Source organism: Burkholderia sp. Cy-637, from assembly GCF_011753175.1.
Taxonomy (GTDB): Bacteria; Pseudomonadota; Gammaproteobacteria; order Burkholderiales; family Burkholderiaceae; genus Burkholderia; species Burkholderia gladioli.
This window is the reverse complement of sequence record NZ_VWWC01000185.1, coordinates 1-13,444: the sequence shown is the minus strand read 5'-3', so window position 1 is coordinate 13,444 and position 13,444 is coordinate 1. Positions and strand designations below refer to the sequence as shown.

The 13,444-nt window shown below is 72.2% G+C and carries 11 protein-coding genes and 1 pseudogene; 9 read left to right on the top strand and 3 right to left on the bottom strand.

Annotated features, from left to right (window positions below; genetic code table 11):
* Nucleotides 1-143 precede the first annotated feature (143 nt).
* The 8 genes and pseudogenes from F3J10_RS30385 (at nt 144) to F3J10_RS30350 (ending at nt 9,515) form a co-directional block, all read left to right on the top strand.
* Nucleotides 144-2,579 (top strand): hypothetical protein, encoded by a 2,436-nt coding sequence (locus F3J10_RS30385; protein WP_167243656.1) that lies wholly within the window; start codon nt 144-146, stop codon nt 2,577-2,579.
* Between the two features lie 10 nt (nt 2,580-2,589).
* On the top strand, nt 2,590-3,270 hold the full coding sequence (locus F3J10_RS30380) for a class I SAM-dependent methyltransferase (protein WP_166916766.1): 681 nt from the start codon (nt 2,590-2,592) through the stop codon (nt 3,268-3,270).
* 17 nt (nt 3,271-3,287) lie between these two features.
* Nucleotides 3,288-4,706, top strand: a complete 1,419-nt coding sequence (locus F3J10_RS30375; protein WP_025098815.1) for a UbiA family prenyltransferase — start codon at nt 3,288-3,290, stop codon at nt 4,704-4,706.
* Nucleotides 4,703-6,085, top strand: coding sequence for an FAD-binding oxidoreductase (locus F3J10_RS30370; protein ID WP_025098816.1), 1,383 nt, complete (start codon nt 4,703-4,705; stop codon nt 6,083-6,085). The genes F3J10_RS30375 and F3J10_RS30370 overlap by 4 nt, the downstream gene beginning before the upstream one ends.
* Nucleotides 6,082-6,822: an SDR family oxidoreductase gene (locus tag F3J10_RS36420; protein WP_167243655.1), complete on the top strand. Its 741-nt coding sequence runs from the start codon at nt 6,082-6,084 to the stop codon at nt 6,820-6,822. Before F3J10_RS30370 ends, F3J10_RS36420 begins: the two co-directional genes overlap by 4 nt.
* Nucleotides 6,819-7,754 (top strand): NAD(P)-dependent oxidoreductase, encoded by a 936-nt coding sequence (locus F3J10_RS36415; protein ID WP_025098818.1) that lies wholly within the window; start codon nt 6,819-6,821, stop codon nt 7,752-7,754. The genes F3J10_RS36420 and F3J10_RS36415 overlap by 4 nt, the downstream gene beginning before the upstream one ends.
* Nucleotides 7,755-7,791: 37 nt before the next feature.
* A pseudogene (locus F3J10_RS30355) lies at nt 7,792-9,060 on the top strand (NAD(P)/FAD-dependent oxidoreductase); the annotation flags it as partial.
* Complete coding sequence (locus F3J10_RS30350; RefSeq protein WP_166915885.1) at nt 9,057-9,515, top strand: GtrA family protein; 459 nt, start codon at nt 9,057-9,059, stop codon at nt 9,513-9,515. The pseudogene F3J10_RS30355 and the gene F3J10_RS30350, both read left to right, overlap by 4 nt.
* Before the next feature lie 24 nt (nt 9,516-9,539).
* Here F3J10_RS30350 and F3J10_RS30345 read toward each other — a convergent pair whose 3' ends face one another.
* The 3 genes from F3J10_RS30345 to F3J10_RS30335 form a co-directional block, all read right to left on the bottom strand.
* Nucleotides 9,540-9,857: a hypothetical protein gene (locus F3J10_RS30345; protein WP_167243653.1), complete on the bottom strand. Its 318-nt coding sequence runs from the start codon at nt 9,855-9,857 to the stop codon at nt 9,540-9,542.
* Complete coding sequence (locus F3J10_RS30340; protein ID WP_167243652.1) at nt 9,844-11,283, bottom strand: acyclic terpene utilization AtuA family protein; 1,440 nt, start codon at nt 11,281-11,283, stop codon at nt 9,844-9,846. Before F3J10_RS30340 ends, F3J10_RS30345 begins: the two co-directional genes overlap by 14 nt.
* A 73-nt stretch (nt 11,284-11,356) precedes the next feature.
* Nucleotides 11,357-12,664, bottom strand: coding sequence for a citrate:proton symporter (locus tag F3J10_RS30335; RefSeq protein ID WP_025098823.1), 1,308 nt, complete (start codon nt 12,662-12,664; stop codon nt 11,357-11,359).
* A 99-nt stretch (nt 12,665-12,763) separates the two neighbouring features.
* Between F3J10_RS30335 and F3J10_RS30330 the strand changes: the two genes are divergently transcribed.
* A partial coding sequence (locus F3J10_RS30330; RefSeq protein ID WP_167243651.1) for a LysR substrate-binding domain-containing protein occupies nt 12,764-13,444 on the top strand: 681 nt, incomplete at its 3' end.

Here is a 13,444-nt window from a genome sequence, read left to right as displayed (position 1 = left end):
GCGAGCGGCGATGCCGGCCGCCGCGACGGCGCACTGAAACACGACCGAGGCCGGCATGCGCGCCGGTATCGAGACAAGCACGACGGCATGGCCGGGGCCGCCAGCAGGCGACCGGCGCCGATCGACGACGAGGGAGAGAGCAGGTGAGCGACAAGCATGATCTGACCATGCCGGCCTCGGCCGGGGCCGCCGCGGCCGCCGCGCCGGGCGGCATCACGCAGGCGCGGGAGCAGGAGCAGGAGCAAGACGTGGCGGCCCGGGGCGGCCTGGCGCTGGCCTGTCGGTGGCTGGCGGTGCTGGCCCTGGCCGCGGTGATCCTGCCGTGGCTGCCGCCGATGCCGGGCGAGGGGCTCGACCCGTCGTGGATGGCCGCGCTGAACCAGGCGCTGGCGCAGGGCCTGGTATTCGGCCGCGACATCGTCTTCACGCTCGGGCCGTATGCGGGCGTGTTCACGCGCGTGTTCCATCCCGCCACCGACGGCCTGGTGCTGGCTGCCAGCGCGGTGTTCCTGCTCGGCTACGCGAGCGCGACGCTGGCGCTCACGCGCGGTGCCGGCCGCGTGCTGCCCCTGCTGCTGGCGCTGATGATCGCCGGCGCGCTGTCGCGCGACGTGCTGCTGCTCGGTTATCCGTTGCTGGTTTCGGCGGCCTGGTATCGCCATTGCCGCGCGCTCGACGGGGCGCGCGAGCCCGGCGCGGGCTGGCGCACGCTGCTTGCCGCGCTGCTGATGTTCGCGCCGTTCGGCCTGCTGCCGCTGGTGAAGGGCTCGATGCTGCCCGCCTGCGCGGCCGCCGTGCTGCTCTGCGTGCTGCTGCTGGCCAGCCGCCGCGCCTGGGGCGTCGCGCTCGTCATGCTGCTCGCGCCGCCGCTGGCCGCCGTGGCGCTGTGGCAGGCGGCGGGCCAGCCGCCGGCCGCGCTCGGGCCGTACCTGCATTCGCTGGTGGCGATGATCTCCGGCTACGAGGAGGGCATGGCGCTCGACGGCCCGGCCATCGATCTCGCGCTCTACCTGCTGCCCGCGCTGGCGCTGCTCGCGGCGATCGCCCTGCGGCGCGGCGAGGCGTTCACGCTGCGCGCCTTCCTGCTGCTGTCCTTCGCGGCCTTCCTGTTCCTCTGCTTCAAGGGCGGCTTCGTGCGCCACGACGATCACGCGCTGATCGCCGCCAGCGCGATCGCCTTCGCGGGCCTGGTCTTCGCGCTGGCCGCGCCGTCCTGGTCGGGCGCGGGGCTGGCCGTGCTCGGCGCGGTGGCGGGCTGGGCGATCGCGCTGCACTACACCGAGGCGACCCCCGCGCGCTACGCGATGAACGTCGCGCGCACCGCGCTCGGCGTGAGCGAGGGCATCGCGCTGCGCGCGCGCGGCGATGCGCTCGCGCAGGCCTACCAGGCGCGTCTCGCCGCGCTGCGCCGCGAGCACGAGGTGCCGCTGATGAAGGGCAGCTCGGACATCTATTCGTTCTGGCAATCGGACCTGCTGGCGGCCGGCAACGCATGGAACCCGCGTCCGGTGATCCAGAGCTACGCGGCCTACAGCCCGATGCTGGCGGGCCTGAACGCGGCCCACCTGGCCGGCGCGCGCGCGCCCGACACGGTGCTGATGCGGGTCACGCCGATCGACGGCAAGTACCCGACGCTCGACGACGGCCCGAGCTGGCCGGTGCTGATGCGCGACTATCGGCCGGTGGCGTTCCGCGACAACTTCCTCTACCTGGCGCATGCGCCGGCGCCGGCCCGTGCACCGGCGCCGGTGCTCGCGGCCGACGCGATGCTGGGTGCGCCCGTCACGGTGCCCGATTCGGCCGTGCCGCTGGTGGCGAGCCTGGCCATCGAGCCGAGCCTGGCGGGGCGCCTGCGCGCCTTCGTGCTGAAGCCGGCCGCGCTGCGCATCCGCGTCACGCTGCGCGACGGCAGCGAGCACGACTACAAGCTGGTCTCCGGCATGGCCCGCGCCGGCTTCGTGCTGAGCCCGCTGGTGCGCAACTCGACCGAGTTCGCGCTGATGTACGGCGCGCCGGGCACGCTGCGCTCGCAGGAGGTGACGCGCTTCACGGTGGAGGCGGCCGACGGCGGCGGCTATGCCTGGCAGAGCCATTACCGGGTGACGCTGACGCCCGCGCCGGTCACGCCGGCGGGCGAGCCCGCCGGCCTGTTCCGGCACGATCCGCTCGGCGATCTCGCGCCGGCCGATCGCAGCGCGCGGCACCGCGAGGGCGCCTGCATGGGCGGCCTGCTGGTGCTCAACGAAACCTACCCGGCGCCGGCCAGCGCGCGCATCGACCACGTCCTGTCGGCCGAGGGCTGGCTGGTGGCCCAGCCGCAGACCATGCGGCCGCCCGAGCGCACCTACCTGAGCCTGACCGACGCCAGCGGCCACGTGCGCTACGCGCCGACCCGCGCCATGCCGCGCCTGGACGTGCAGGACATGATCGGCGCCGGCCCCTTGCCGGATCTCGGCTACACCGCCTATCTCGACCCGGCCGGCCTGCACGGCAGGCAGACGCTCGGCGTGGCCTACGCCAGCGAGGGCGAACTGGTGTCGTGCAGCAACACCCGCGTGGCGCTGCAGTTCGCCGACTGAGGACCCTGCGATGAACCCGAACCAACTGGCATTGCTCTATCGCAAGCGCTTCGCCGACCACGTGCTGGCGCGCAAGAACGCGATCTGGCGCACCATCCATGGCAGTTTCCTGAAGCGCTACGTGGCGCCCGGCGACACGGTGGTCGACGTCGCCTCGGGCTACGGCGAATTCATCAACCACGTGCAGGCCCGGCGCCGCATCGCGATCGACCTGAACCCCGACGCGCGCCGCCACCTCGCGGCCGGCATCGAGTTCCACCAGGCGCCGGCCACCGAGGTGGGCGAGCTGGTGGCGGGGCAGGCCGACCTGCTGTTCACCTCGAACTTCCTCGAGCACCTGCCCGACAAGGCCACCCTCGACAGCTTCCTGGGCTCGGTGCGGCGCGCGCTGAAGCCGGGCGGCCGCTACCTGATCCTGGGGCCGAACCTGCGCTACCTGGCGGGCGCCTACTGGGATTTCTACGACCACCACCTGGGCCTGACCGACAAGTCGCTGGCCGAGGCGCTGCACCTGGCCGGCTTCGAGATCGAGCGCTCGATCGACCGCTTCCTGCCCTACACGACGCAGGGCGCGCTGCCCACGCATCCGGCGCTGGTCTGGCTCTACCTGCGCCTGCCGCTGGCCTGGCCGCTGCTCGGCAAGCAGTTCTTCATCGTCGCGCGCAAGCCCGCCGATGCCCACCCGCGCTGATCCCGACGAGGCGACTCATGCAAGCTGACAAGATACTCGTCGTCGATCTCGACGGGACGCTGATCCAGTCGGACATGCTGGTCGAGTCCGGGCTCGCCTACCTGAAGCGCTGGCCGCATCGCTTCTACCGGCCGCTGCTGTGGCTGCTCGAGGGCGGCAAGGCCGGCCTCAAGCAGCGCCTGGCCGAGGCCGCCGGCGTCGACGTCACGAGCCTGCCCTACAACGGCACGGTGCTCGAATGGCTGCGCGCCGAGCGCAGCCAGGGCCGGCCGATCACGCTGGCCACCGCCAGCGCCTCGCACTACGCCAATGCGATCGCCGGCCACCTGGGCCTGTTCGACCGCACCTTCGCCAGCGACGGCGCCGTCAACCTGTCGGCCGACAACAAGCGCGACGCGCTGGTGGGCGCCTACGGCGACAAGGGCTTCGACTACGTCGGCAATTCCCGCGACGATCTCTCCGCCTGGCGCGCGGCCGAGCGCGCCTACGTGGTCAACGCGCCCAAACGCATCGCGCGCGAGGCGCAGCGCAACGGCAACGTCGAGCACGTGATCGACACGCGCGCCGGCACGCTGCGGGTCTGGGCCCGCGCGCTGCGCCTGCATCAATGGCTCAAGAACCTGCTGGTGTTCGTGCCGCTGTTCGCCGCGCATCGCGCCGGCGAGCCGACGATGTTCTGGCAGGGCCTGCTGGCCTTCCTCGCCTTCGGGTTGTGCGCCTCCAGCGTCTACGTGCTCAACGACCTGGTCGATCTCGACGACGACCGCCATCATCCGGTCAAGCGCCATCGGCCGTTCGCCAGCGGGGCGCTGTCGCTGCTCTCGGGGGCGATCGCCTTTCCGCTGTTGCTGGCCGCCTCGCTGGCGATCGCGCTGAGCAGCCTGCCGAGCGCGTTCTCGCTGGCGCTGGCGGCCTATTACGCGCTCACGGCGGCCTATTCCTTCGTGCTCAAGCGCATGGTGATCGTCGACGTGATCGCGCTGGCCGCGCTCTACACGGCGCGGCTCGCGGCCGGCACCGCCGCCTTCGGCATGCGCCTGAGCTTCTGGCTGCTGGCCTTCTCGATGTGCATCTTCCTGAGCCTGGCGCTGGTGAAGCGCTACACCGAGCTGGTGGCGCTGGCCGGCGGCCAGGCGCGCGGGCGCGGCTACGTCAGCGACGACCGCGCCATCGTGCTGGCGCTGGGCGCGGCGGCCGGCTACCTGTCGGTGCTGGTGCTCGCGCTCTACATCCAGGACCCGGCCACCCTGATGCTCTACGCCAATCCGCAGCGCATCTGGCTGTCCTGCCCGCTGCTGCTGTACTGGGTCAGCCGCACCTGGATCATCACCAACCGCGGCCAGATGAACAGCGACCCGGTGCTGTTCGCCGCCACCGACGCGACCAGCCTCGGCGTGGCCGCGCTGTTCGTGCTGGTCTTCGTCAGCGCGATATGAGCACGACCGGCCTGCGATCCTGGGCGCGCTATCCGCGCCATCCGCAAACGGGCGCGCCGGTGCACTGGCGCGACAGCCTGCCCGCGCTGCTGAGCGGCCTGAGCCGGCGGCAGGCCTCGGTGCTGGCCTACGGCAACGGCCGCAGCTACGGCGACAGTTGCCTGGCCGCCTCCGACCAGGTGCTGTGGATGAAGTCGCTCGACCGCTTCATCGCCGTCGACTGGCGGAGCGGCCTGGTGCGCGCGGAAGCCGGCATGACGCTCGACGTGCTGCTCGGCGCGGCGCTGCCGCGCGGCTGGATGCTGCCGGTCACGCCGGGCACGCGCTACGTGACGCTCGGCGGCGCGGTGGCCAACGACGTGCACGGCAAGAACCATCACGTGCGCGGCACCTTCGGCCGCCACCTCAGGCGTTTCGGGCTGGTGCGCTCCGATCTCGGGCCGCTCGAGGTCGATGCCGAGCGCCATCCCGAGCTGTATGCGGCGACCATCGGCGGGCTCGGCCTGACCGGCGTGATCAGCTGGGTCGAGCTGCAACTGATGCCGGTGCCCTCTGCCCGCGTCGACCTGCGCCAGATGCGCTTCGGCGGGCTCGACGAGTTCTTCGCGCTGTCCGACGAGCACGACGCGCGCCACGAGTACAGCGTGGCCTGGGTCGATTGCGGCAGCCGCGGCAAGGCGCTGGGCCGCGGCGTGCTGACGGTGGCCGACGCGGCGCCGGCCGAGGCGCCCGGGCCGGGTGGGCAGGGTGGCTCGGGCGAGGGGGGCGCGGCGGCTGGCGCCGGCACGCGCGGCCTGCCGTCGACGCGCCCGCTGACGGTGCCGTTCACGCCGCCGTTCTCGCTGGTGAACCGTCTCTCGGTGCCGGCCTTCAACGCGCTGCATTACTGGCGCGCCGGCCGCGCCGCGGGCAGCGCGCGGGCCGAGCTGCTGCCGTTCCTCTATCCGCTCGACGGCCTGCTCGAATGGCACCGCATCTATGGCCGGCGCGGTTTCCAGCAGTACCAGTGCGTGGTGCCGGCGGCCGACGCGCGCGACGCGATGGCCGAGATGCTGGCGGCGATCGCGGCCAGCCACGCCGGCTCCTTCCTGGCCGTGCTCAAGCGCTGCGGCGCGCTGGTCTCGCCGGGGCTGCTGTCGTTCCCGCTCGAGGGCACCTCGCTCGCGCTCGACTTCGCCCAGCACGACGCGCGCAACGCGGCGCTGTTCGCGCGGCTCGACGCGATCGTGCGCGCCGCGCGCGGCCGTCTCTATCCCGCGAAGGACGCCCATATGTCGGGCGAGGACTTCCGGCGCGCCTATCCGGCCTGGACGCGCGTCGAGGCCTTGCGCGACCCGGCGATCCAGTCGCGTTTCTGGCAACGGACCACCGAGACATGAAGACCATCCTGATCGTGGGCGCGACCTCGGCGATCGCGACCGAATGCGCGCGCCGCTGGGCCGGCGAGGGCGCCGCGCTGTGCCTGGCCGGCCGGCGCGCCGACCGGCTCGGGCAGATCGCCGACGACCTGCGCCTGCGCGGCGCGGCACGCGTCGCGACCCTCGAATTCGACGCCAACGCGCTCGACACGCACGAGGCGATGCTGGCGGCGGCCGAGCGCGCGCTGGGCCCGATCGAGCTGGCGCTGGTCGCGCACGGCTCGCTGCCCGAGCAGGGCGCCTGCGAGCGCGACGCGGCGCTGGCGGTGCGCGAGTTCAGCACCAACGGCCTGTCCACCATCGCGCTGCTCACGCCGCTGGCCAACCGGATGGCCGCGCGCGGCGCCGGCACCATCGCGGTGATCGCCTCGGTGGCGGCCGATCGCGGGCGGCCCTCGAACTATCTCTACGGCGCCGCGAAGGCGGCCGTGGTGGCGTTCTGCGAGGGCCTGCGCGCGCGGCTGGCGAAATCGGGCGTGCACGTGCTGGTGATCAAGCCCGGCTTCGTCGCCACGCCGATGACGGCCCATCTGCAATTGCCGGGGCCGCTGGTGGCGCGGCCCGAGCGCGTGGCGGCCGACATCGTGCGCGCGGTGGCGCGCCGGCGCGACGCGATCTACACGCCGTGGTTCTGGGCGGGCGTGATGTGCGCGATCCGCTGGATGCCCGGCTTCCTTTTCAAGAGAGTGTCCCTGTGAACCTGCGAGTGATCCTGCCCGGCGGCGCCGGGCTCGTCGGACAGAACCTGGTGGCGCGGCTCAAGCGCCGCGGCGTGAGGCAGATCGTGGTGCTCGACAAGCATCGCGCGAACCTGGCGGTGCTGCGCCGGCTGCATCCCGACATCGTGGCCGAATACGCCGACCTGGCCGAGCCCGGCGACTGGTCCCGCCACTTCGAGGGCGCCGACGCGGTGGTGATGCTGCAGGCGCAGATCGGCGGGCCGACGCGCGAGCCCTTCGTGCGCAACAACCTCGACAGCACGCGCCTGGTGCTGGAGGCGATCGGCCGGCACCGCGTGCCGCATACGGTGCACATCAGCTCCTCGGTGGTCGAGTCGGTCGGCGACGATTTCTACACCCAGACCAAGCGCGAGCAGGAGCAGATGGTGCTGGCCTCGGGCATCGACTGCGTGGTGCTGCGCCCGACCCTGATGTTCGGCTGGTTCGACCGCAAGCACCTGGGCTGGCTGTCGCGCTTCATGCGGCGCGTGCCGGTGTTCCCGGTGCCGGGCTCGGGGCGCTTCGTGCGCCAGCCGCTCTACGCGGGCGATTTCTGCAACGTGATCCTGGCCTGCCTGGAGGCGCGCATCCGCGGCGAGGTCTACAACATCAGCGGCCGCGAGCGGGTCGACTACATCGACCTGATCCGCGAGGTGCGCCGCGCGGTGCGCGCGCGCTGCGCGATCGTCAGGATCCCGTACCGGCTGTTCCATGCGCTGCTGACCGTGTATGCCTGGTTCGACCGCGATCCGCCGTTTACCGCCGCGCAACTGCAGGCGCTGACGGCCGGCGACGAATTCGAGGTGATCGACTGGGAGCGCATCTTCGGGGTGCGCGCCACCTCCTTGCGCGAGGCGGTCGGCGAGACCTTCGGCGACCCGGTCTACAGCCGCGTCCAGCTGGATTTCTGAGGGAGGCCCGATGGAGCGACACAGCGACAAGCCGGCGGTGGCCGTGCTCGGCGCCGGGCCGATGGGGCTCGGCGTGGCCTACCAGCTCGCCCGCGACGGGCGCCGCGTGGTGGTGTTCGAGGCCGACGACCGGATCGGCGGGATGGCCGCCTCCTTCGATTTCGGCGGCATCGACATCGAGCGCTATTACCACTTCCATGCCGCCTCGGATCATGCCTTCTTCGAGGTGCTGCGCGAGCTGGGCCTGGAGGACCGCCTGCGCTGGGTGGAGACGCGCATGGGTTATTTCTACCGGGACCGCGTGCAGCGCTGGGGCAATCCGCTCGCGCTGCTGCGCTTTCGCGGCCTGGGCTGGATCGCGAAGTTCCGCTACGGGCTGCATGCGCTGCTGGCGACGCGGCGCGATCGATGGCACGACCTGGACCGCATCGAGGCGACCGGCTGGATCCGTCGCTGGATCGGCGAGGAGGCCTGGGAGGTGCTATGGCGGCGCTTGTTCGACTACAAGTTCTACGAGCACGCGCAGGACCTGTCGGCGGCCTGGATCTGGAGCCGCATCCGCCGCATCGGCCGCTCGCGCTACAGCCTGATGCGCGAGAAGCTCGGTTACCTGGAGGGCGGCTCGGCGGCCCTGCTCGAGGCGATGCGCGCCGAGATCGAACGCCGCGGCGGCGAGCTGCGGCTCGGCCAGCCGGTGCAGCGCGTGCTGATCGAGGCGGGCCGCGTGAGGGGCGTGCTCACCGCGGCCGGCGAGCAGCGCTTCGAGCAGGTGATCAGCACCGTGCCGCTGGCCCACGCGCCGCGCCTGATGCCGGACTTGCCGGCCGGGATCCTGGATGCCTGGCGCGCGATCCCGAACGTGGCGGTGGTCTGCGTGATCGTCAAGCTCGCGAAGCCGGTGAGCGAGAACTTCTGGCTCAACGTCAACGATCCGGGCATGGATATTCCCGGCATCGTCGAATACACGAACCTGCGCCCGCTCGATGCGCACGTGGTCTACGTGCCGTTCTACATGCCGGGCACGCATCCGAAGTACGCCGAGACGGATGCGGCCTACGAGGCCAAGGTGGTCGGCTACCTGCGCCGCATCAATCCGGCGCTGGGCGCCGAGGACGTGCTGGCGGTGAAGGTGAATCGCTACCGGCACGCGCAGCCGGTCTGCGGCCCGGGCTTCCTGGACCGGCTGCCGCCGATCCGCACGCCGGTGGAGGGCCTGCTGGTGGCCGATACCTGCCACTACTACCCGGAGGATCGCGGGATCTCCGAGAGCATCGGCCTGGCGCGCCGGATGGCGCGCATGTTATGAGCGCGCCGGGTTCCGGAGCCGCCGGGACGGCGGCAGGGGCTGGCGCGGGGCTGCCGGCCGGGCGCGAGGGCACGCGCCGCTTCGCGCGTTTCCTCGCCACCGGCGGCATCGCGGCGGCGGCCAATCTCGGCTCGCGCATGCTGTTCAGCCGGTGGCTGCCGTACACCACGGCGATCGTGCTGGCCTGGGTGGTGGGCGTGAGCTGCGGCTACCTGCTGGCGCGCCGTTACGTGTTCGGCGCGGGCGGCCAGCGACCCTGGCGCTCGGCGGCCACCTTCACGGCCGTCAACCTGTTCGCGTTGCTGCAGACCTGGGCCGTCAGCGTCGGGCTCGCGCAGCACCTGTTGCCGGCCGTCGGCTTCGACTGGCATGCGCAGGACCTGGCGCACCTGGCCGGCGTGGGCGCGCCGGTGTTCACCAGCTACTTCGCGCATCGCAGCTGGTCGTTCCGCTGAGATCGCGCCGAGCCGGCCTGCCGTTCAGTCGCGCGGCGGCGCCGGCACCTCGATGGCCAGCAGCACCGAGCCGACCGACTTGCCATGCGCGTCGAGCGCGAGCGAACGCGTCACGCCGCCGCCCAGCGCCTCGCCGAGCACGAAGTTGAAGGCCGCCAGCATCGGCAGCTCGTGGCGTACCACCTCGCCCAGCACGAAGGCGCCGAGCCAGTCCTTCACGCGCTCGGCGCTCAGGTGCTCGCTCAGGTGCGCGTAGTTGCGCGCGTCGCGGCAGATCACCGAGACGTTCAGCGTATTGCCCTTGTCGCCGGTGCGCGAATGCGCCAGTTCACGCAGTTGCATCGTCCACCTCCAGCATCGTGAATACGGGCCGCACCTGCTCGCGCGGCAGCAGCACCGACTGCACCGCCAGCACCTCGCGCACCGCCTTGGTCGCGCCGCCGCCGCCGGCCGGCCCGTTGGTATAGAGCGTCTCGACCTCGTTGCCGATGCGCGCCGCCTCGGCGGCCGTCGCGCAACGGCCGGCCACGCGCAGCCGCAGCTCGGCCGGCTCGCCGCGCGCGTCGTGTGCCTCGCGTTCGTCGCGTGCGTCGATGCCGGTCGCGCCGTAGAGCGAATCGACGCCGATCAGGTCGATGCGCAGTTCGTCGAGCTGCACGCCCGTCAGCTTCAGCCGCTCGCGCACGATCTCGCCGGCCAGCCGCGCGCGCGCCAGCGCGCCCGGGCCGCCGTAGGAGATCTGGCCTTCGCCGATATGGCCGTCGGCATAGGCCACCGACACCTTCAGCGTATCGGGCCGCGCGCGGCCGGCACCGCCCGTCACGCGCACCCGGTCCGGGCCTTCCTCGCTCACCGTCACGCGGCTGAAATCGGCCGTCACGTCGGGCTGCAGGTAGCGCGCCGGATCGTGGATCTCGTAGATCAGTTGCTGCTTGCAGGTCTCGGCGCTGACGCGCCCGCCCGAGCGGGCCAGCTTGGTGATCGTCACCGCGCCGTCCTCGGCCACCTCGCCGATCGGGAAGCCGAGCCGCGCCAGGTCCGGCACGTCCAGCCAGCCCGGATCGGCGAAGTAGCCGCCCGTCACCTGGCCCGCGCATTCGAGCAGATGGCCGACCACGGTGGCCTGGCCGAGCCGGGCCCAGTCGTCCATGCGCCAGCCGAATTCGTGGATCAGCGGCGCGGCGAACAAGGCGGGATCGGCCACGCGCCCGGTCAGCACGATATCGGCGCCGGCGGCCAGCGCCGCGACGATCGGCGCGGCGCCGAGGTAGGCATTGGCCGAGACGATGCGCTCGCGATAGTCGGCCACCGCCTCGCCCGATTCGACGAAGCGCAAGCCGCCGCGCAGCACCGGATCGAGCACGTCGTCGCCGCTGACGGCGGCGATCCGGAGCCCGGCGATGCCGAGCCCGGCGGCGATCCGAGCGGTCTCGCGCGCGGCCGCCAGCGGATTGGCCGCGCCCATGTTGGAGATGATCTTCACGCCGCGCGCGGCGGCCGCCGGCAGCACCGCGCGCATGCGCGCGCCGAGCAGCGGGTCGTAGCCGAGCGCGGGCTCGGCGCGCCGCGCCTGCTGCGCGATCGCGATGGTGCGCTCGGCCAGGCATTCGAACACCAGGTAGTCGAGCGCGCCGTGCTCGGCCAGCTCGACGGCGGGCTCGATGCGGTCGCCGGAGTAGCCGGCGCCGGCGCCGAGGCGGACGCGCCGGCCGGCCGGAACGGGGGGCGCGGGGGGAGCGGAGGTAGACGCGGATGCGGAAGCTGTCATGACGGGAATTCCGGTCGCTTGCGCGACTTGGTTGGACGGTATCGGCCGGCTGCCACGGCCATCGCGGCGCGCCTCACAGGGCGAACACGCCGAACAGGACGCAGGCCAGCGTCATCACCACCGAGGCGCCGAACAGCAGCGGGAAGGTGAATTTCTGGTGCTCGGCCAGCTCGATGCCGCACAGCCCGACCACCAGGAAGGTGGCCGGCGTGAGCGGGCTGACCGGGAAGCCGGTGGTCATCTGGCCGAGCAGGGCGGCTTGGCCGACATGCAGGGCCGGCACGCCGAGCTGGCCGGCCACCTCGGCGATCACCGGCAGCACGCCGAAGTAGAAGGAATCGGGATCGAACAGCAGGCTCAGCGGCATCGACAGCAGGCCCAGCGCGACGGGGATATGGCCGGCCATCGAGGGCGGCACGAAACCGACCGCGGCGGCGGCCATCGCCTTGAGCATGCCGCTGCCCTGCATGATGCCGGTGAACACGCCGGCGGCCAGCAGGATGCCGGCCATCATCAGCGCGGCGCGCGCATGCGCGTCGATGCGCCGGCGCTGCATCTCGACATCGGGATAGTTCACCAGCAGCGCGATGCAGAAGCCGACCATGAACATCAGCGCGGGCGGGATCTTCTCGCCCATCACCACCATCGTGCCGAGCACGATCACCGTCAGCACCAGGTTGAACCAGAACAGCCGCGGGCGGCGCAGCGCCTGCTGGTCGGCCGTCAGCACGCGCTCGGGCATCGGGATCGCGCCGCCGCCGGCCAGGCCCGCGCCGAGCCGCCGCTGTTCGCGCCGGCCGAGCCACCAGGCCGCGCCGAACACGAAGGCGATGCCGACCGCCTGCACCGGGATCAGCGGATTGAACAGCGCCGAAATCGGCAGGTGCAGCGAGGCCGAGGCGCGGATCATCGGCCCGGTCCAGGGCAGGAAGTTGATGCCGGCGGCCATCGAGACGGCCGCCGCCAGCACGCGGCGGTCCATGCCGAGCCGGTCGTAGAGCGGCAGCATGGCCGGGATCGTCACCAGGAAGCAGACCGCGCCCGAGCCGTCCAGGTGGATCAGCAGGGCCAGCAGGGTGGTGCCCATCACGATGCGGGTGGGGCGCGTGCCGACCGCGCGCAGGATCCGGTCGATGATCGGGTCGAGCGTGCCGGCGTCGGTGATCACGCCGAAGTAGAGGATCGCGAACACGAACATGCCGACCACCGGCGCCAGGCTCTTCAGCCCGTTGATCACGAAGCCGCTGGTCTGCAGGCCGAAGCCGCCGAGCAGGGCCGCCGCGATCGGCACCAGGATCAGCGCGACCAGCGGCGACATGCGTTTCGAGAGGATCGCGCCGAGCAGCACGACGATGGTGGCGAGCCCCAGTAACGGCAGCATCATGGTGTCTCCGATCTTGTCTTTTGGTGAGGGCGAGCGTAAGTTTTGGAGCGCGATAAGACAATTGAAATGATTTGATTGCAGCAATCACGAACCGTTATGGATCTGAATCTTCGCGAATTGCGCGCCTTCGTCACCGTCGCCCAGGCCGGCAACTTCACGCGCGCGGCCGCGCGGCTGAGCCTCTCGCAGCCGGCGCTGACGGTGCAGATCCGGCGCCTGGAGGAGACCGTCGGCGCGCGCCTGTTCGACCGCAACAGCCGCAGTGTGGCGCTGACCCAGACCGGCCGCGCGCTGCTGCCGCTCCTGCAGCGCTCGCTCGATGACATGGAACGGGTGCTGCGCGATGCGCGCGCGCTCGGCGACGGCACCGCCGGCACGGTGCGCCTGGCCTGCCTGCCGACCTTCGCCGCCAGCGCCTTGCCGGAGCTGATCCGCGACTTCCGCCGGCAGGTGCCGCAGGCGCGCTTCGAGATCCGCGACGGGGTGGCCAGCAGCGTGGAGGCGCTGGTGCGCGGCGAGGAGGTGGACCTGGGCCTGACCGGCGGCGCGGCGGCCGATCCGGCGCTGGAGGTGCTGCATGCCGGCGAGGACCGGCTGGTGGTGATCTGCCCGCGTACTCATGCGCTGGCCAGGCGCCGCCGGGTGAGCGCCGCCGAGGTGGCGGCCGAGCCGCTGGTGCTGACCGCGCGCGGCACCAGCGTGCGCGCCGTGGTGGACGCGGCGCTGGCCGGCGCGGGCTGCACGCCCGAGCTGGCCTGCGAGCCCACCTACATGATG

Coding starts and splice junctions, on each gene's coding strand:
- F3J10_RS30350 (WP_166915885.1), top strand. CDS start 9,057: ATGAGCGCGCCGGGTTCCGGAGCCGCCGGGACGGCGGCAGGGGCTGGC.
- F3J10_RS30335 (WP_025098823.1), bottom strand. CDS start 12,664: ATGCTGCCGTTACTGGGGCTCGCCACCATCGTCGTGCTGCTCGGCGCG.
- F3J10_RS30340 (WP_167243652.1), bottom strand. CDS start 11,283: ATGACAGCTTCCGCATCCGCGTCTACCTCCGCTCCCCCCGCGCCCCCC.
- F3J10_RS30370 (WP_025098816.1), top strand. CDS start 4,703: ATGAGCACGACCGGCCTGCGATCCTGGGCGCGCTATCCGCGCCATCCG.
- F3J10_RS30380 (WP_166916766.1), top strand. CDS start 2,590: ATGAACCCGAACCAACTGGCATTGCTCTATCGCAAGCGCTTCGCCGAC.
- F3J10_RS30375 (WP_025098815.1), top strand. CDS start 3,288: ATGCAAGCTGACAAGATACTCGTCGTCGATCTCGACGGGACGCTGATC.
- F3J10_RS36420 (WP_167243655.1), top strand. CDS start 6,082: ATGAAGACCATCCTGATCGTGGGCGCGACCTCGGCGATCGCGACCGAA.
- F3J10_RS30345 (WP_167243653.1), bottom strand. CDS start 9,857: ATGCAACTGCGTGAACTGGCGCATTCGCGCACCGGCGACAAGGGCAAT.